The 16,783-nt window shown below is 30.4% G+C and carries 20 protein-coding genes and 1 riboswitch; of the genes, 12 read left to right on the forward strand and 8 right to left on the reverse strand.

What is annotated here, in order from left to right; genetic code table 11:
• Positions 1 to 42 precede the first annotated feature (42 nt).
• Positions 43 to 489: a KTSC domain-containing protein gene (locus RHP49_02650; GenBank protein ID WNH13161.1), complete on the forward strand. Its 447-nt coding sequence runs from the start codon at positions 43 to 45 to the stop codon at positions 487 to 489.
• Here the strand turns inward: RHP49_02650 and RHP49_02655 are convergent, their stop codons facing one another.
• Both RHP49_02655 and RHP49_02660 read right to left on the reverse strand, forming a co-directional pair.
• Positions 490 to 1,725, reverse strand: a complete 1,236-nt coding sequence (locus RHP49_02655; protein WNH13162.1) for a glycosyltransferase family 4 protein — start codon at positions 1,723 to 1,725, stop codon at positions 490 to 492.
• A 25-nt stretch (positions 1,726 to 1,750) separates the two neighbouring features.
• Complete coding sequence (locus RHP49_02660; protein WNH13163.1) at positions 1,751 to 2,224, reverse strand: heme-binding domain-containing protein; 474 nt, start codon at positions 2,222 to 2,224, stop codon at positions 1,751 to 1,753.
• Positions 2,225 to 2,261: 37 nt separating this feature from the next.
• Here RHP49_02660 and RHP49_02665 point away from each other — a divergent pair, with 37 nt between their 5' ends.
• From RHP49_02665 to RHP49_02675, 3 genes are all read left to right on the forward strand, one after another.
• On the forward strand, positions 2,262 to 2,840 hold the full coding sequence (locus RHP49_02665; GenBank protein WNH13164.1) for an adenylosuccinate lyase: 579 nt from the start codon (positions 2,262 to 2,264) through the stop codon (positions 2,838 to 2,840).
• A 159-nt stretch (positions 2,841 to 2,999) separates the two neighbouring features.
• Positions 3,000 to 4,343: an adenylosuccinate lyase gene (gene purB / locus RHP49_02670; GenBank protein ID WNH13165.1), complete on the forward strand. Its 1,344-nt coding sequence runs from the start codon at positions 3,000 to 3,002 to the stop codon at positions 4,341 to 4,343.
• A 6-nt stretch (positions 4,344 to 4,349) separates the two neighbouring features.
• The gene (locus tag RHP49_02675; GenBank protein WNH13166.1) at positions 4,350 to 4,544 is read left to right on the forward strand and encodes a hypothetical protein; all 195 of its coding nucleotides are present in this window, start codon (positions 4,350 to 4,352) and stop codon (positions 4,542 to 4,544) included.
• Positions 4,545 to 4,597: 53 nt separating this feature from the next.
• On the opposite strand, the gene RHP49_02680 is transcribed toward RHP49_02675, so the two are convergent.
• The 4 genes from RHP49_02680 to RHP49_02695 are packed head-to-tail and all read right to left on the reverse strand — an operon-like array spanning position 4,598 to position 6,735.
• Positions 4,598 to 5,140 carry a DUF4252 domain-containing protein gene (locus RHP49_02680; protein ID WNH13167.1) on the reverse strand — a complete coding sequence of 181 codons (543 nt, stop codon included), beginning with the start codon at positions 5,138 to 5,140 and terminating at the stop codon, positions 4,598 to 4,600.
• A 19-nt stretch (positions 5,141 to 5,159) separates the two neighbouring features.
• Positions 5,160 to 5,723, reverse strand: a complete 564-nt coding sequence (locus RHP49_02685; GenBank protein ID WNH13168.1) for a DUF4252 domain-containing protein — start codon at positions 5,721 to 5,723, stop codon at positions 5,160 to 5,162.
• Positions 5,724 to 5,750: 27 nt separating this feature from the next.
• On the reverse strand, positions 5,751 to 6,239 hold the full coding sequence (locus RHP49_02690) for a hypothetical protein (protein ID WNH13169.1): 489 nt from the start codon (positions 6,237 to 6,239) through the stop codon (positions 5,751 to 5,753).
• Complete coding sequence (locus tag RHP49_02695; GenBank protein WNH13170.1) at positions 6,226 to 6,735, reverse strand: RNA polymerase sigma factor; 510 nt, start codon at positions 6,733 to 6,735, stop codon at positions 6,226 to 6,228. The genes RHP49_02690 and RHP49_02695 overlap by 14 nt, the downstream gene beginning before the upstream one ends.
• Before the next feature lie 141 nt (positions 6,736 to 6,876).
• Between RHP49_02695 and RHP49_02700 the strand changes: the two genes are divergently transcribed.
• Genes RHP49_02700 through RHP49_02710 form a run of 3 tightly spaced genes read left to right on the forward strand, consistent with a single transcriptional unit; the run spans position 6,877 to position 10,616 of the window.
• Complete coding sequence (locus tag RHP49_02700) at positions 6,877 to 8,394, forward strand: S41 family peptidase (GenBank protein ID WNH13171.1); 1,518 nt, start codon at positions 6,877 to 6,879, stop codon at positions 8,392 to 8,394.
• Positions 8,395 to 9,870: a S41 family peptidase gene (locus RHP49_02705; protein WNH13172.1), complete on the forward strand. Its 1,476-nt coding sequence runs from the start codon at positions 8,395 to 8,397 to the stop codon at positions 9,868 to 9,870.
• Between the two features lie 23 nt (positions 9,871 to 9,893).
• Positions 9,894 to 10,616, forward strand: coding sequence for an ATP-binding protein (locus RHP49_02710; protein WNH13173.1), 723 nt, complete (start codon positions 9,894 to 9,896; stop codon positions 10,614 to 10,616).
• A 53-nt stretch (positions 10,617 to 10,669) separates the two neighbouring features.
• On the opposite strand, the gene RHP49_02715 is transcribed toward RHP49_02710, so the two are convergent.
• On the reverse strand, positions 10,670 to 12,532 hold the full coding sequence (locus tag RHP49_02715) for a TonB-dependent receptor (GenBank protein ID WNH13174.1): 1,863 nt from the start codon (positions 12,530 to 12,532) through the stop codon (positions 10,670 to 10,672).
• A 65-nt stretch (positions 12,533 to 12,597) separates the two neighbouring features.
• A riboswitch (cobalamin riboswitch) is annotated at positions 12,598 to 12,805 on the reverse strand.
• A gap of 398 nt (positions 12,806 to 13,203) precedes the next feature.
• On the opposite strand from RHP49_02715, the gene RHP49_02720 reads away from it, so the two are divergent.
• Genes RHP49_02720 through cobC form a run of 5 tightly spaced genes read left to right on the forward strand, consistent with a single transcriptional unit; the run spans position 13,204 to position 16,073 of the window.
• Positions 13,204 to 13,707: a bifunctional adenosylcobinamide kinase/adenosylcobinamide-phosphate guanylyltransferase gene (locus RHP49_02720; protein ID WNH13175.1), complete on the forward strand. Its 504-nt coding sequence runs from the start codon at positions 13,204 to 13,206 to the stop codon at positions 13,705 to 13,707.
• A gap of 5 nt (positions 13,708 to 13,712) precedes the next feature.
• Entirely contained in the window at positions 13,713 to 14,753 is a 1,041-nt protein-coding gene (gene cobT / locus RHP49_02725; protein WNH13176.1) for a nicotinate-nucleotide--dimethylbenzimidazole phosphoribosyltransferase, read from the forward strand.
• A 6-nt stretch (positions 14,754 to 14,759) separates the two neighbouring features.
• A complete protein-coding gene (locus tag RHP49_02730) occupies positions 14,760 to 15,350 on the forward strand; it encodes an adenosylcobinamide-GDP ribazoletransferase (protein WNH13177.1) in 591 nt (196 codons plus the stop codon).
• A gap of 25 nt (positions 15,351 to 15,375) precedes the next feature.
• Positions 15,376 to 15,522 (forward strand): adenosylcobinamide-GDP ribazoletransferase, encoded by a 147-nt coding sequence (locus tag RHP49_02735; GenBank protein ID WNH14368.1) that lies wholly within the window; start codon positions 15,376 to 15,378, stop codon positions 15,520 to 15,522.
• The gene (gene cobC / locus RHP49_02740) at positions 15,507 to 16,073 is read left to right on the forward strand and encodes an alpha-ribazole phosphatase (GenBank protein WNH13178.1); all 567 of its coding nucleotides are present in this window, start codon (positions 15,507 to 15,509) and stop codon (positions 16,071 to 16,073) included. Before RHP49_02735 ends, cobC begins: the two co-directional genes overlap by 16 nt.
• Here cobC and RHP49_02745 read toward each other — a convergent pair.
• Positions 16,063 to 16,713, reverse strand: coding sequence for a diphthine--ammonia ligase (locus RHP49_02745; protein WNH13179.1), 651 nt, complete (start codon positions 16,711 to 16,713; stop codon positions 16,063 to 16,065). The genes cobC and RHP49_02745 overlap by 11 nt on opposite strands.
• Positions 16,714 to 16,783 lie beyond the last annotated feature (70 nt).

The raw sequence follows: 16,783 nt of genomic DNA on the forward strand, positions 1-16,783 counted from the left end.
ATAAAGACTATCTTCGCGCCTTATTTTGAAAAAAGTCGGGTAATGAAGCGTATTAATGAATACAAGAAATTGTTTAATGTTGAAAAAGACATTGAACTGAAACAACTAAAAAAAACATACAGAAATTTAGTTAAGGAATGGCATCCTGATAAGTTTCAAGCTGGTGATGATAAAGCTATTGAAGCCGAATTAAAAAGCCGACAAATTATTGATGCGTATCATTTTTTAGTAAGTATTGCTCCAGAAACTAAGGCTGCTAATTTAGAGGATTATAATACCACTATTACATCTCCTATAATGGATTGGCAACATAAAGGTATGTTATTAGAAATAACCTTTTTAGATGGTAATACTTATGAATACTTTGGCGTTAATAAAGCCTTGTACATTAAACTTTGCCAGTCTGATAAATTAACACGTTTTGCAAAACGTAACATTTTTAATAGCTTTATATATAGAAAAATTAAAAAGCGTGAGGTTGAAGCTTAATTAATTTTTATTTTTCTCCTCAATCCACTTACTCATAAACTTAGTACTTTGTATGGTATGATGTTGAAGCATTTGACCAGTAAAATTATCTAACCGATGTATTTGTAAGTTGTTTAAAATAGAATTTAATTTAAACATAAAATCTAGAATAAACAGTTGTTTATCATAACGTGCGTTCATTATGATAAATCCATTTTTTTGTTTACCATTCCAAAAAATCTTGTTCGTATATAATTCAATAGCCTTATTTGCAAATTGTTCAGCATCATCTGCTATAAACCCGTTTGGCTCAAATCCACCAAACATACCTTCGGCAGCTATGGATGTCATAACAGCAGGTGTTCCATTTAACATGGCATCAATAAGTTTCCCTTTTAAACCTGCCCCAAAACGTAAAGGTGCTAAACATACTTTAGCATTCTGCATCACTAAATTGGCATTTTCTGCAAACCCTTTAATAATAAATCCTTCTTTTGTATTATTTAATTGAAGTACTTTTTCGGAAGCATATGCACCATAAATATGCATTTCAACTTGTGGTAGTTTCTTTCTAATTAAAGGCCAAATTTCATTTTTTAAAAATAACACCGCATCATAATTTGGCGCATGTAAAAAGTTTCCAATAGTTATAAAATGCGCTCTTTCCTTTATTTTTGGTAACTTCCGTTTGGTATCCAATGAAATGATATCGGTTAAAAAAGGCAAGTAATATAAAAGATGAGTACTTACTTTAAACTGATTTTTTAATATCTCTATTTCTTCTTCTGAAATAATAAGACTTAAATCACATCTATAAATACTTGCTATTTCTCGCTTTGCGATATCATTAAACAAATACGATTTATCGAAAACAGATTTTTCTTTAAGCGCTTGTTCTCTTCCTTTTCTTAAACAGTGTAAATCTTCGGTATCTAAAATCCTTAAAGCATTGGGGCATTGTTCTGAAACGCGCCAACCAAATTGTTCTTCAACCATAAAGCGATCGAACACTACAACATCAGGGTTAAATTCTTTTACAAATCCATCAAAACTTGCATTATTTAATTCAATAGCAACTTCATCAATATCAATATCACCTAGATTAAAAGCATTATCTTTTTTAGCACAAGTACTGGCAAAAGTTATTTTATAATCAGAAGATCGAAATACATCTATTAACTGCATCATACGACTACCAGCAGCAGAACTGTTAGGCTCTGGCCATACAAAACCAATAATTAATAGTTTTTTTTGCATTGGGTTACTTGACACAAATTTAAATTTATTCTGGCTTAGGCATTAAACTATATTTCATTCTAACCTGTTTAGCCCAATTAACAACGGAAGCTATTTGCGCATCAGTAAGTTTTGCTTCTTTGTGTGTCCAAGTATACGAAGGTAAAGGCATCTCTTTGTCATCAACCATTTCAATAAGTTCTTCAAATTTATCATCTTTTCGCTTTACCGAATTCCCTATCCAATTAGAAAAATTCAACTCCTCTTTCCCTTCTTCAACATGATGATTTAGCCAATAATTAACAGGCGTTATATTATTATACCAAGGATATCTAGTAACATTGCTATGACAATCGTAACACGTTTCTTTTAAAATAAGCTTCACATCTTCTGGTGGATTAGTTTCTTCTAAAAAAGCATTAATGGAAGCTATATCGCCTTGGTTTTTTTCTGGTCCGAAAAACTGTGACATTAAAAACACGATTAACAAAACCCAAAGCGACTTTTTTATTATTTTCATTTTTGTAATTTTATAGTTTAAAAATACTAAAATTCATTTGACTACAGCAGAACTTTATGAAGAATTAAATTACGTCAATCATTCGCGTGAAAAACGTTTACATTACGCCAATTTAATGATTAAGAACCCTGACTTGATTCCTAAATTATTAGATATACTTTTTAGAGTTGATGATAAAACATCTCCACGAGCTGCTTGGGTTTTTGAATTTATGTGTAGTAACAATATTAACACGATTATTCCTCATTTAGATGATTTTACAGAACAGATGCATAAAATACATTTAGACTCTGCAGTAAGACCAGTTGCTAAAATTTGCGAATTAATTACCAAATCACATACTTCAAAACAAGACAATCAAATTAAAAAAGCATTAACAGCAACACACAAAGAACGCATCATAGAAGTGTGTTTTGATTATATGATTAATGATAAAAAAGTAGCGCCAAAAGCTTACAGCATGACAACGCTTTATATACTTGGCAAAGAGTATGATTGGATTCATCCCGAATTAGTTTTAATTTTAGAACAGGATTTTGCTTTACAAAGTGCCGCTTTTAAAGCACGTGCAAAACAAATACTTTATAAAATTAAAAAAGAAAAGATTAATGGCTAAAAAAACAGTAAAAGTAATCAAGTTAATACCTAAATGATAAAAAACGAATTAAACTGAATTTTCAAGTCTCGAATATCACTTAAAAAACTTCAAGCTTCAGTCTTCTGTCTTTTATCTAAAAAAACTATCTTTGCAACTTCTTAAAAAACCAAATAACACATGTCATTATCACCACTTAACGCCATCTCTCCTATTGATGGAAGATACAGAAGTAAAGTAAACGAATTAGCACCTTATTTTTCTGAGGAAGCATTAATAAAATATCGTGTTTTAGTTGAAATAGAATATTTTATTTCGCTTTGCGAAATTCCGCTACCTCAACTTGCAACTGTTGATCCTGCCATTTTTGAAGATTTAAGAGCTATTTACAAAGACTTTTCAACTGAAGATGCGCTTGCTATCAAAAAGATTGAAAGTGTTACAAACCACGATGTTAAAGCGGTTGAATATTTTATTAAAGAAAAATTTGATGGTTTAGGCTTATCTGAATATAAAGAATTTATCCATTTCGGATTAACCTCTCAAGATATAAACAACACAGCAATTCCTTTAAGTATTAAAGAAGCTATGAATGATGTTTATGTTCCTGAATATTCAATTATTCTTGAAAAATTAAAATCATTGACTAAAGATTGGGCGAACATCCCAATGCTTGCAAGAACTCATGGACAACCAGCTTCTCCTACCAGATTAGGTAAAGAAATTGAAGTTTTTGTTGTTCGCCTTGAAGAACAATTTAATTTATTAAATGATATACCAAGTGCTGCTAAATTTGGTGGTGCCACAGGTAATTTTAATGCGCATCATGTAGCATATCCAAATATAGATTGGAAAGCTTTTGGTGGTAGTTTTGTACAAGAAAAATTAGGATTACATCACTCATTTCCAACAACGCAAATAGAGCATTACGACCATATGGCGGCTTTATTTGATACATTAAAACGTATTAATACTATTATTATTGATTTAAACCGAGATATATGGACCTATGTATCTATGGATTATTTCAAACAAAAAATTAAAGCAGGTGAAGTTGGCAGTTCTGCGATGCCACACAAAGTAAATCCTATCGATTTTGAAAATAGCGAAGGCAACTTAGGTATTGCAAATGCTATTTTCGAACATTTATCGGCAAAGCTACCTGTTTCTAGATTACAACGTGATTTAACCGATAGTACGGTTTTACGTAATATTGGCGTGCCTTTTGGACATACATTAATTGCTTTTAAATCGACTTTAAAAGGCTTAGATAAATTACTATTAAACGAAAGTAAATTTGCTGAAGATTTAGAAAACAATTGGGCGGTAGTTGCAGAGGCGATTCAAACCATTTTACGACGCGAAGCATACCCTAATCCATATGAAGCTTTAAAAGGTTTAACACGAACTAATGCTAAAATAAACAAAGATTCTATTTCAAATTTTATTGATACTTTAGAGGTTTCAAATACAATAAAAGAAGAATTAAAACGTATTACTCCTAGTAATTATACTGGAATTTAAAATTTTATGACAATATTAAACGACAAGCAATCTTTATTTCTTTGTGGCGTCATGGCTGGAGGAATTTTTGTTAGTGGTATTTTAGAAATTTTAACCAATTTTGTTGTTTTAACTATTTTAACTCTTGTTTTTTTTACTATAATTATAAATCTTTTTTTGACAAAAGAAAACTCAAAAGAGGAGGAAAAGGATATCAAATAAAAAAAGGTTTACCAAATGGTAAACCTTTTTTTATTTGATATCTATAATTTACTTTATTTAAAGAAATTCATAATATCATTAAGTTGACTTTCATCCACGCCTGCTTTTTGTATAGCTCCTACTAAGTTTACCATCTTATCTGGACTCATATTATTTCCTAATACACGAACAACTGCAAACCCTAATTCGTTAGAACTTCCAAAAATAATTACTTCATCTGCTTCTTCATTTGTTCCAATATATTTTACTAATATTTTACGCCCTTTATCACTAAACTCTACAAGGTCGTTATACTTAGCATCACTTAAAATGGTTTTCACTATGTCTATTTCAACTTTTAAAGCTTCAGCATTATTTTCATCAGCTTTATATCCTAAAAAATTCAATTTGCTCACTGAATTATAAGCGTCTTTTTGTGCTTCGGTAAAATTAGTTTGATCTATTTTCATCATAGACAATGGAACGTCTTGTGAAATAAAATTTTTAGCCTCTTGTTTATCTACAAAATAAGTTTGTAAACTTACACCACTGCTACAGCTAACTAAAATAGCTATAGCAAATAAGGTGCAAATTAATTGATTGATGGTTCGTTGCATGATTGATGATTTTCTGTTATTAATTCTTTTTCTCTAAATGTTTACCGCCTGGTATATTCATTTTATCGGTAAGTTTAGAAATTTCATTTAAATCGATATCTCCGGTAAGCGATACTATTACAGTTTCTATTTTACGATTTTCTCCATTAATTTCAACACCTTGCCCATTCATTGCTTTATCTATACCATTAACAAAAATTAAAAGCTCTTTAACATGATCGGCATCTTTACCTTCTTTAATATAGAATTTCACTTCGGTACCATCATCTTTAACTTCCATTAATTCTTCTAATGCACTAGATCGTGATTTTACCCATTTTGAAATATCAGCAGATATTCCTTTATTATCAGTTACTATCGTTTTAAAACTGGTAATACTTTTTACCATATCCATGTAAGCCTTCGCTTCAGCATCATCTATATCAATGCCCATTTTTGCTATCATTTGAAACATTTTTGGCTTAATGGATACAAAGGTCACATCAGAATTATCACTGTATTTTTCAAAAATATCCTTTTGAGCCATTCCTGTTAAAGGCAATAACATGATTGCCATTACGAATACTATTAATTTATTTTTCATTTTATTTATTTTTAAGAATTGTGTTATTTAATTATTTGTTTTAAAAATTATACTTGTTGTGTTTTCAATTTCATTAAGATATCCTAGTGTTGATGTTCCTTTATTTACTTCATTTAAATACCCCACAGTAGAAGTTCCTTTGTTAAAATGGCTTGAAATCATTGCTAACGATTTTGTTACCTCGTTATAAGCATCTTCGGGTTCACAAAATGTACCTACTAAATCTGCTTCACAAGAATCAACAGGTCTATTAAAATAAATCCCTAACATAAGAACAGCTACGGCTGCGACAGAAATCCACTTATAGTTAAACACTTTTTTAGTTTTTAATGGAATGTCTTTAGTAAATTGTTCTTGTTTGTTTACCAAAAAATAGGTGAACATCGGTTTATACATTTCTAAATGTGGAGCTACAGTTTCTTGCGAAAAATAGTTTTTTAACTGCTGCTCTTCTTTTAGTGTTGTTTCTCCGTTCTCGTACTTTTCTAGTAATTCTTCTATATTATTTAATACCATAATTATGTGTATTAGTTAATTTTTCTCTTATTGTTTTTCTTGCTCTTGATAAGTTTACACGTACCGCCGTATTATTCATGTCTAACATTTTTGCAATCTCATCAAAATCGTAATCTTCTATATCTCTTAGTTGAATAATCATTTTTTGTTGCTCTGGTAAGTCTTCAATTATTTTAGACACCCAATTTACACTATCATTTAACTCAACTTGTTTTTGCAACGGTGTATTACCATCTTCATAATTACTATGTACTATTTTTAAATTTTGTGCTTGCTTAGATTTTAACTTATCAAAACAAAAATTTTTAGTCATTGTCATTGAAAATGCTTCTACATTTTTATATTCTTGCATCTTCGTTTTATTTTTCCATAACTTCAACAAAACCTCTTGTGTTGCATCTTCAGCTTCTTCAGTAGATACCAGTAATCGTTTTGCTAAACGAAAGACTTTATCTTTAAAAGGCATTACAATATTTAAAAACTCAGTCTGAGTCATTTTTGGTTTGGTTTAGTTTAAAACAACAATATTAAGGCTATTTGATATTACGACGATGCACGTTCTGTTTTGTTACAAAATATTTTTATTCTAAAATATTGTTTCTATTTTTACCGTTAATGATTAATAAATAAAAATACTATGAAAATAGAAAAATTGCTATTAAAACTATTATCAATAATATTCATTTCAATTTTTCTATCAAATTGTAGTAAAAAAGATGATGGTGATTTTGAAGAGCCTGAAATAATAACAGAAGAAGTTGCACCAATAACTTTAAATAATGAAATAAACGATTTTATTTGGAATGGCTTAAATGAAATATATTTATGGCAAGAAGATGTTCCTAATTTAGCCGATAACAAGTTTGCTACACAAGACGACTACTATACTTTTTTAAATAGTTATAACATACCTGAAAATTTGTTTGATGGCTTATTATATCAAATAGACGTTGTAGATAAATTTAGCTATTTAGTTGATGATTATGTTGAGTTAGAAAATTCTTTTTCTGGAACTTCAGCATCTAATGGATTAGATTTTGGATTAGTTAGATTGTCTGGATCTGATGATGTGTTTGGATACGTAAGATATATTGCAAACAACTCTGACGCTTCAACCAAAGATATTAGTAGAGGTGAGTTTTTCTTAACTGTAGATGGACAACAATTAACTCTGAATAATTATTCCAATTTATTATTTGGTAGTAATGACTCTTACACTCTTGGCTTTGCTGATATTACAAATAATACAATAGCTTTAAACGGAAAAACAATAGCTTTAACGAAAACAAATTTTACTGAAAACCCTATATTAATAAATAAAACTATTGTTGCTGGTGCTATAAAAGTTGGTTATTTAATGTATAATCAATTTATTGCAGATTTTGATGACGAACTAAATACAGCTATAGCTGAATTAAAAAGTCAAGGTATTTCAGAATTAGTTTTAGATTTAAGATATAACCCAGGAGGAAGAGTTAGCTCTGCTATTATTTTATCTAGCATGATCACAGGTCAATTTACAGACAAAGTTTTCTCAACTGAAGTTTGGAATAAAAGATATCAAGATTATCTTAAAGCAAATGATGCAGAATCTTTAATAAACCGCTTTACAAGTACTTTATTAGATGATTCTCCAATAAACACCCTTAATTTAAATAAAGTATATGTTTTAACTACTTCAGGAACGGCTTCTGCAAGTGAATTAGTAATAAACTGTCTTAGACCATATATTGATGTTGTACAAATTGGCTCCTCAACTACGGGTAAATATACTGGATCTGTTACCTTATATGATTCTTCAAATTATGGTAGAGAAAATGCAAACCCGAATCATACTTATGCTATGCAACCATTAGTTTTTAAATCGGCAAATGTAAATGGTGTTTCAGATTATTATAATGGTTTAACTCCTGATTATCTAATAACATATAATACAGCTTCTGGTAGTGGTGAAGGTGAAAACCTAACTAATTTAGGGATATTAGGAGATGTAAACGAACCTTTTTTAGAAAAAGCATTATCCTTAATTACAGGTTCCACAACTAAATTAAGTACTAAATCCAAATCTTTCCTTGGAGTTGACTTTAAAAACGTAGCTGATTCAAAAGATTTCACTCCTCTTGGAAAAGGCATGTACACAACATTAAAAAAGTAAATGAAAAATTTAAAAGCCCTAATTCTAATCTTCATAGTCACCATTAGCACTGTAAGCTGTTTTAAAGACCATGATGATAACACAAAACCTGCATCTTTTACTGATATAAATGATTTTATATGGAAAGGCATGAATTCTTGGTACAATTGGCAATCTAACGTTCCTGATTTATCTGACACAAAAGATGACAATACAAGTGAATACAATGCTTTTTTAAATCAAATTAAAAATCCAGAAGATTTTTTCAATAGCTTAAGATTTGATTATGGTGTTACTGATAGATTTTCTTGGTTTATAGACGATTACATTGTACAGTTGCAAGAATTTCAAGGTATTTCAACATCTTTCGGTTTTAAATTACAGTCCGTTCAAATAAACAATAGTGGAGATATTATTATATATGTTAGGTATGTTGCCGATAATTCTCCTGCTAGCAACGCCAATATTAAAAGAGGCGACATTATTAACGGTATAGATGGAACAACCATAAACACCTCTAATTTTGATAATGTTGTAAGCAAATTATCAAATAAAACTATAACACTCTCTTTTGTTTCAGAAAGCGGAGGCACTTTAACTCCTATTGAAGACAAAACCATCACATCAACTGTTATATCTGAAAACCCTGTCTATTTAAAAAAAATGTTTGATAACATAAACGGTAAAAAAGTTGGATATCTGATGTATAATGGATTTAGAACATCATATAATGATGAATTAAATGATGCTTTTTCTTTTTTCAAGTCTGAAAATATAGATGAATTAATTCTAGATTTAAGATTAAACGGAGGAGGTTCTGTTGGCACATCGGCATATTTATCAAGTATGATTTATGCTAATGCTGGAGAAGAAGAGTTTGCTAGTCTAGAATTTAATTCAAAACACACTAATAGTAGTGGTTCTTACTTTTTTTCAAATACATTAAATGTATATGATGCAAATGATAATAAAATAGGCACTCAAGCTATTAATAGATTAAATACAATTAATAATTTATACGTTTTAACATCTCGCAATACGGCATCAGCAAGTGAGATGGTTATAAATGGATTAAGACCTTATATGAATGCTGTAAAAACCGTTGGTTCTACCACTTATGGTAAAAACGTTGGTTCCATCATGTTATTCGATTCTCCTGGTTCAGATTATCAAGATAGAGCATCCGCTAATCCTAGTCATTTAAATGCCATGCAACCCATCGTTTTTCAAATATTTAATAAAAATGGAGAAAGCGATTATACATCAGGTTTCACACCAGATATTGAAGTGTTGGAATATGAATATTGGAATAATATTTTACCTTTTGGAGATGAAAACGAAGTAGTTCTAAAAGCGGCACTTGATGATATAAGAGGGCTTTCTTCAAAAACATCAAGCATAAAAAAACAAAGCAATACTAAAAACTTAGAGCTTACATCTCAAAAGAAATTTGAACAAGAAATGTATATAGATTCTGATTTTTTTAATAATAATTAAAAACCCAACTTGTAAAACATCCTATGTTAAAACAAAAAACCTACTTCAATTGGAGTTCTGGAAAAGATTCCGCTTTAGCACTTTATCACTTATTACAAGATAATCGTTACTCGGTTGACGAATTAATTACAACAGTAAATAGCCATTACAACAGAGTGTCTATGCACGGACTGAGAAAAGAACTATTGCTTGCTCAAACAACTGCTATTAACATAAAATCTAGTCTTATAGAATTACCAGAAATGCCCAGTATGGAGGTCTATGAGCAAAAAATGCTAAAAACGGTTTCAAGATTAAAAACTGACGGTTTTACTCATAGTGCTTTTGGCGATATTTTTCTTGAAGATTTAAGAATTTACAGAGAGAAAAAATTAGAAGAACAAGGTTTTAAAGCTGTATTCCCTATTTGGAAACGAGACACTAAAGAATTGCTTAATGAGTTTTTAGATTTAGGCTTTAAAACCATTATTGTTTGTGCAAATTCAAAATATTTTGGCGAAGATTTTGTAGGTACTGTAATTGATAAAAACTTTATAAATAATTTACCAGAAGGTGTTGATCCTTGTGGCGAAAATGGAGAGTTTCATACCTTTTGTTTTGATGGCCCCTTATTTAAAAGCCCAATTACATTTTCTATAGGTGAAAAAGTATATCGTGAGTATGACACACCAAAATCTGATGATGATTCTATTTGTAAAAGTGACTCTGAAAAATATGGTGTTTGGTATTGTGATTTAATTCCATAAAAAATGCCGCCAAATAGCAGATGGCGGCATTTAAAACTGACTTTATTCTCTCACTATAGAGTCAATTGAAATCCTAGTCTAACATTTCTACCTTTTGTTGCGTAACCTGGGACATCTTCATAATCTTCATTTAAGATGTTATCAAGTCCTGCAAAAAACTTAATTTTATTTTTCATAGCTGTATGGCTTACATATAAATTAACCAAACTAAAGCTATCTAAAAGTGGTACAAAACTATTCTCAAATCTATCATGAGTATATTGGTAAGACAAAGAAGCAAAAGTAGTTTTAGAAAAATCATACCCTAATTGTAAATTAGTTTTATGCTTCGGTATTCTTCTTGCTAAACTTTCTTTATACTCGGTAAATGTATAATTAGCTGTAACAGATAAATTCTCAATAGGTGTTGCTTTAACCTCAACTTCTACACCACGTGCATGTAACACATCTGTAGCATTAGAATAGCCTCCATTAAGCCATAATACCGTGTTTTTTTCTTCTCTATTAAAGAAAAGCCCTGTAACTCTTAAATTAGTATTTAATTTAAATTCTGCTCCAGCTTCTATAGTTCTATTTTCTTCTGGTTCTAAAGTTGGATTAGCTCCAAAATTACCAAATAATTGAGATAAAGAAGGTGTAATAAAAGATGTACTAAAAGACCCAAAAACCTTTGTGTAACTATCTGTATCAGATTTGATAGTAAATGATGGATTTAAATTATATACAAAATGAGATCCATAGTCACTATGATTATTCAAACGCGCTCCAGCATTAACATTCAATCCAAAATCTGAAACATATACAAAATTAGCGTATGGATCAACAATATTAAACCTTACATCATTAGCAAATACTGCCTTATTTTCAATCGCATTTAAACCAACTATAGTATAAAACATTTTATCAAAAACATATTTATTAAAAACATCTATCACATAATTTTTCGACTTATATGCTGATGGATAAATAGAAATAAATTCTCTATCATACTCACTATATGCTGCATTCAAATTGATACTACCATTTCTGTATTTAAATTTAGATGAAACACCTACTCGAGATTGTTCGCTATTAAACTCATCATCAGTATCAACCAAAGCAAAATTAGAATCGTATCCATCAATATCTGATTTTGTATCCGTAAAATTCCCGTATACATTTAAAGAAAAAGCATTACTAAACCTATAACCTAAATTAACATCTAGGCCATATTTATTGAAAACATCTTTCTCATTATTATCGCTAATTGCCGCAGAAAGACCATCAGAAAATTGATTACTAAATGCTGCACGATATGTAAACTTATTTAAAGTTCCGCTTAATGCAACACTATTATTAAAATCGTCAATATTATAATTTTGATCAGATTCCGTTTGATTTGTTCCAAAACTTGAAGAAAAAACAGCACTAATTTTTTTTGCATTAGCCTTTTTAGTTGTAATATTAATAACTGCAGATGCAGCTCCACTTCCATACAAAGTACTTGCTGCCCCTTTAATTATTTCAATAGACTCAATTTGATTTAAGTTTAAAAGTCTAAAATCATATTCAATATTAATTTGTGAAGGATCACTTACTTGAACACCATCAATTAAAACTAAAACTTGACGATTACGACCTCCACGAACATACACACCTAAGTTCTGTCCTGCATTGCTTCTACTACCATTAATTTCAATACCTGATTGCGCATTAATTAATTCTGAAACCGTTCGTCCTTGATTTCTTTCAATATCAACTCTTGATATTTTAATAACAGATTTTCCTGAATTTTCACGCTTTAATTCAAAACGAGAATCTGTAACAACAACCTCATCTAGTTGTTCTACTTTTGTTGAATCGACTTGCTGTTGCGCAAATCCAAACATAGATATACCAAAATATAGTACACCTAAAACATTTGTTTTTTTGTTCATTTTAATAAATAATTAATCGAGATGGTATGTGTTATCATACGCAAACTTTTACCCCGAAAGTTTAACTTATTTGTTTCGAATTAGGCAGGTCTCCTGACTTGCGTTTTAATAGATGTCTTCCCAGATAATTATCCAGTGACTTGAAGTATACTATTAAACATCCTAATTAAAGGACTGAGCTTACAGTTGCGGGAACAGTTCTGGATTTTAACCAGATTCCCTTTTAATTTGTTCAGTTTAATACAGAACAAAACCAAATTCTGTGCAAAAATAATTGTTTTAATTTAACTATTCTGATAAACTTTACTTTTTTTATTCATCTTATAAATAAGGTAAATAAGGTAAATAAAACCTATAAGAAAATGAGCTATTAATACGCCTACTACTATATAAATAGTTAAGTTAGAACCGTTTCTCATAGTTAAATATTTTTGTCAAAAGTAACGAGCAATAAAACTTCTAAAAATAACAATTATCATATCCTACTTATGAAATACAAATATCTCTTTTTTTTGTTTTAACAAATATTTTAATTCCCTTAGTATAAACACGGGGTAAGACCAAAAATTGGCAGTAAAAGCACCACGAATTTTATAATCAAAAAACTTTTTATGGCTTAATTATTAAAAAAATAATAACCTTTGTCTCCAATAATCAACAACACATAATTTATGATTTATTATATAACAGGAGGCGAACGTTCTGGCAAAAGTAGTTATGCTCAAAACTTAGCATTATCAATTTCAAGTACACCAAAATATGTTGCCACATCTCGCATTTGGGGAGATGATCACAGAAAACGTATTGATAGACATATTGCAGATAGAGACGAACGCTGGACTTCTATTGAAGAGGAAAAAGTATTAGCTTCTGTTATAGAACCCAAAGATATTGTTGTTATTGATTGTGTAACACTTTGGCTTACCAATTTTTATGTTGACACCAAAAACGATATTGAAAAATGCCTAGAATTAGCTAAAATAGAATTTAATAAACTACTAGATATTGATGCTACTATAATTATAATTTCTAATGAAATTGGAATGGGTGTACATGCACAAACAGAAGTTGGTAGAAAATTTACAGAATTACAAGGTTGGGTAAATCAACATATAGCTAAACATGCCGATAAAGCCACCTTGATGGTTTCTGGCATACCATTAACTCTTAAATAATACGCATGGAAAATATTGTCTCAATTAAAAATCAAGAATTAGAAATTACACTTCAAAAAAAAATTGATTTAAAAACAAAACCTTTAGGTTCTTTAGGCGATTTAGAACATTTAGCTTTTAAAATAGGCTGCATTCAAAATACTGAAACCCCAAAAATATCCAACCCAACCATTGTTGTTTTTGCAGGAGATCATGGCATTGCTAAAAAAGGGGAAGTCAATCCTTTTCCCCAAGAAGTAACAGCTCAAATGGTTTATAATTTTATTAACGGAGGGGCTGCTATAAATGTACTTACAAAAACTAACGGCATTAATTTAAAAGTCGTAGATGCAGGCGTTAATCATAACTTTGAAAACAACTTAAACATCATTAATTCTAAAACAGTATTTGGAACAAAAAACTACCAAGACGAACCTGCAATGACCTTACAACAATGTCAAGATGCTATGGAGAAATCTGGTAACATTATAAGCCAAATTCATTCTGAAGACTGTAATACTATAGGTTTTGGAGAAATGGGAATAAGCAACACATCATCAGCTTCATTACTTATGGCTTATTTTATGAATAAACCAATTGCCGAATGTGTTGGTTCGGGTACCGGTCTAAATTCAGAAGGCATTAATAAAAAGAGTAGCATCCTTTCTGAAGTTTTTAAAAAGCACAAACCGCAAAATTCAAAAGAAGCTTTAGCAACTTTTGGAGGCTTTGAAATAGCCATGCTTTGTGGTGCTATTTTAAAAGCAGCAGAATTAAAAATGGTTATTGTTATTGATGGCTTTATTGTTTCTTCGGCTCTTTTAGCTGCACAAGCAATAAATAAAAACGTATTAGATTACTGCATATTTGCTCATAACTCTAACGAGCAAGGTCATACTAAAATATTAGACTTCCTTAATTCTAAACCACTATTATCATTAGGGTTAAGACTAGGAGAAGGCACAGGAGCCGCTTTAGCAATACCACTATTAAAAGCTTCGGTAGATTTTTTAAATAATATGGCAAGTTTTGAAAGTGCTAGAGTTAGTGGTGAAATTGAAAAGTAATAAACAATGAAAAAAGAAATCCAAATATTCTTAACAGCTATTATGTTCTTTACTAGAATACCTTGTCCTAAATGGGTAGACCATAGACCAGAGTTTTTACAAAAAAGCGCAAAATATTTTTCGCTAGTTGGTATTATCGTTGGAAGTATTGGTGCTTTAATTTATTATGCTTTCTCTTTTATTTTTTCTACTGAAATAAGCTTACTACTTAGTATAGTTACTACCATATATGCTACAGGTACTTTCCATGAAGATGGATTTGCTGATATGTGTGATGCCTTTGGAGGCGGATGGACAAAAGAGAAAATTTTATTAATTATGAAAGATTCTCGTCTGGGAACTTATGGCGTTTCAGGACTAATTTTAATTCTTGCTGTTAAATTTTCAGCTTTAAGAGAAACACCTATTCATCTAATCCCTTTAACTATTATTGCAGGACATAGCGTTAGCCGTTTTATAGCAACCACTTTAATTTATACACACCCATATGTAAGAGACACAGACGATAGCAAAGCAAAACCTGCTGCTAAAAACATTACGTTAAGTATGGTTATTGTTAGTGCTTTATTTGGGTTAGCTCCTCTACTCTCTTTTTAAAACACCTTTTATTCTCTTAACATTAATTCCGTGTTATTTAGCAAAAGTCTTTTTAGGTGCTAAATTTAAAAAATGGATAGGCGGACAAACTGGAGATTGTGCAGGTGCTGTTCAACAATTAAGCGAAGTTGTTTTTTATTTAAGCGCAATTGCTCTATGGAAATTTATTTAATAAGACATACCACACCCGATATTGAAAAGGGGATTTGCTACGGTCAAAGTGATTTAAATTTAAAATCAAATTTCACTGAAGAGTTCGAGGCTATTTCGAATCAAATTCAAACAAAAAAAGACTTCAAGGTTATATCGAGCCCTCTAAAACGTTGTAAGTTATTAGCAAAAGAGTTTAACGATGATATCCTTTTTGACGATCGCTTAAAAGAATTAAATTTTGGAGATTGGGAACTCAAAGCTTGGAACGATATACCAGAAAAAGATAGCAATTCTTGGATGGAAGACTTTGTAAATGTTGCTGTCCCTAATGGCGAATCGTATATACAATTAGCATCAAGAGTTTATGCTTTTTTTGAAGAAATCACACATTCAGAAAGTATTCAGAACTTAATAATTATATCTCATGCTGGACCAATAAGAGCCATACTTGCTAAACTTTTAAAGCTTCCGCTGAAAGAGTCATTCAACATTAAAATTAACTACGGTGATGTATTTCTGCTAAAGAGAGAAAACGAAACTTTAAAACTCATTACAGAAATTACACTTTAAGAACTAAGTTCGCAAAATTGTAATTACTCGATTTAGCTTTTTCTTCTATGTCAACCTCGATGCGGTTTTTAAAAAATGGTGCGTTTACAACTAACGTATGAAATTCTCCATTTTCACCACAAGCATCAACTCCTAAAGCTTCAAACTCAGTAATTATAGCTTCATCAATAATGCGTCCCAAAAACCCTGGACCAAGAACTTCGTTACAAGATACAATCATAGCTTCCAATCCGGCTTCTATCATATCTATAACCAATTGTTTTCTATCGCCTTGCCAAAGCGGTAAAACAGCCTCTAAGTTTGCTGCTGTAGAGACTTTCTCTTCCCAAGATCGGTGCGATTCAATATCTATATCACCAAAAACACTATATGTAATAGGATAATCTTTAACAAGTGCTTTTAAGGTCTCAATATATTTTACTTCATAATCTGCCCATGTACTACTAAAGAAATGGATAGGTAATTCTAAAGCTGCAGCCTGAGCTTCTAAAACATTTTTAGGTATGCCGTGAGAACGCGATCTGTCTCCAAACTCATTCATAACATTTAAAAGCACCGTTGGTTTATACCCTTGCTGAATAGCTTTATAAAAAGCGTAACAACTATCTTTACCTCCACTCCAAGAGCACAAAAAATTCATTAGAAAGTATTTTAAATACTCAAAAGTAGTTTTATATTGACTTTATTACAAAAAAAATAATGACCTTTGA

This window comes from Flavobacteriaceae bacterium HL-DH10 (assembly GCA_031826515.1).
GTDB lineage: Bacteria > Bacteroidota > Bacteroidia > Flavobacteriales > Flavobacteriaceae > Thalassobellus > Thalassobellus suaedae.

Excerpts from the sequence above, each read along its gene's own strand:
- RHP49_02650 (WNH13161.1), top strand. The coding sequence starts at position 43 with ATGAAGCGTATTAATGAATACAAGAAATTGTTTAATGTTGAAAAAGAC.
- RHP49_02655 (WNH13162.1), bottom strand. The coding sequence starts at position 1,725 with ATGCAAAAAAAACTATTAATTATTGGTTTTGTATGGCCAGAGCCTAAC.
- RHP49_02660 (WNH13163.1), bottom strand. The coding sequence starts at position 2,224 with ATGAAAATAATAAAAAAGTCGCTTTGGGTTTTGTTAATCGTGTTTTTA.
- purB (WNH13165.1), top strand. The coding sequence starts at position 3,000 with ATGTCATTATCACCACTTAACGCCATCTCTCCTATTGATGGAAGATAC.
- RHP49_02675 (WNH13166.1), top strand. The coding sequence starts at position 4,350 with ATGACAATATTAAACGACAAGCAATCTTTATTTCTTTGTGGCGTCATG.
- RHP49_02680 (WNH13167.1), bottom strand. The coding sequence starts at position 5,140 with ATGCAACGAACCATCAATCAATTAATTTGCACCTTATTTGCTATAGCT.
- RHP49_02685 (WNH13168.1), bottom strand. The coding sequence starts at position 5,723 with ATGAAAAATAAATTAATAGTATTCGTAATGGCAATCATGTTATTGCCT.
- RHP49_02690 (WNH13169.1), bottom strand. The coding sequence starts at position 6,239 with ATGGTATTAAATAATATAGAAGAATTACTAGAAAAGTACGAGAACGGA.
- RHP49_02695 (WNH13170.1), bottom strand. The coding sequence starts at position 6,735 with ATGACTCAGACTGAGTTTTTAAATATTGTAATGCCTTTTAAAGATAAA.
- RHP49_02700 (WNH13171.1), top strand. The coding sequence starts at position 6,877 with ATGAAAATAGAAAAATTGCTATTAAAACTATTATCAATAATATTCATT.
- RHP49_02705 (WNH13172.1), top strand. The coding sequence starts at position 8,395 with ATGAAAAATTTAAAAGCCCTAATTCTAATCTTCATAGTCACCATTAGC.
- RHP49_02710 (WNH13173.1), top strand. The coding sequence starts at position 9,894 with ATGTTAAAACAAAAAACCTACTTCAATTGGAGTTCTGGAAAAGATTCC.
- RHP49_02715 (WNH13174.1), bottom strand. The coding sequence starts at position 12,532 with ATGAACAAAAAAACAAATGTTTTAGGTGTACTATATTTTGGTATATCT.
- RHP49_02720 (WNH13175.1), top strand. The coding sequence starts at position 13,204 with ATGATTTATTATATAACAGGAGGCGAACGTTCTGGCAAAAGTAGTTAT.
- cobT (WNH13176.1), top strand. The coding sequence starts at position 13,713 with ATGGAAAATATTGTCTCAATTAAAAATCAAGAATTAGAAATTACACTT.
- RHP49_02730 (WNH13177.1), top strand. The coding sequence starts at position 14,760 with ATGAAAAAAGAAATCCAAATATTCTTAACAGCTATTATGTTCTTTACT.
- cobC (WNH13178.1), top strand. The coding sequence starts at position 15,507 with ATGGAAATTTATTTAATAAGACATACCACACCCGATATTGAAAAGGGG.
- RHP49_02745 (WNH13179.1), bottom strand. The coding sequence starts at position 16,713 with ATGAATTTTTTGTGCTCTTGGAGTGGAGGTAAAGATAGTTGTTACGCT.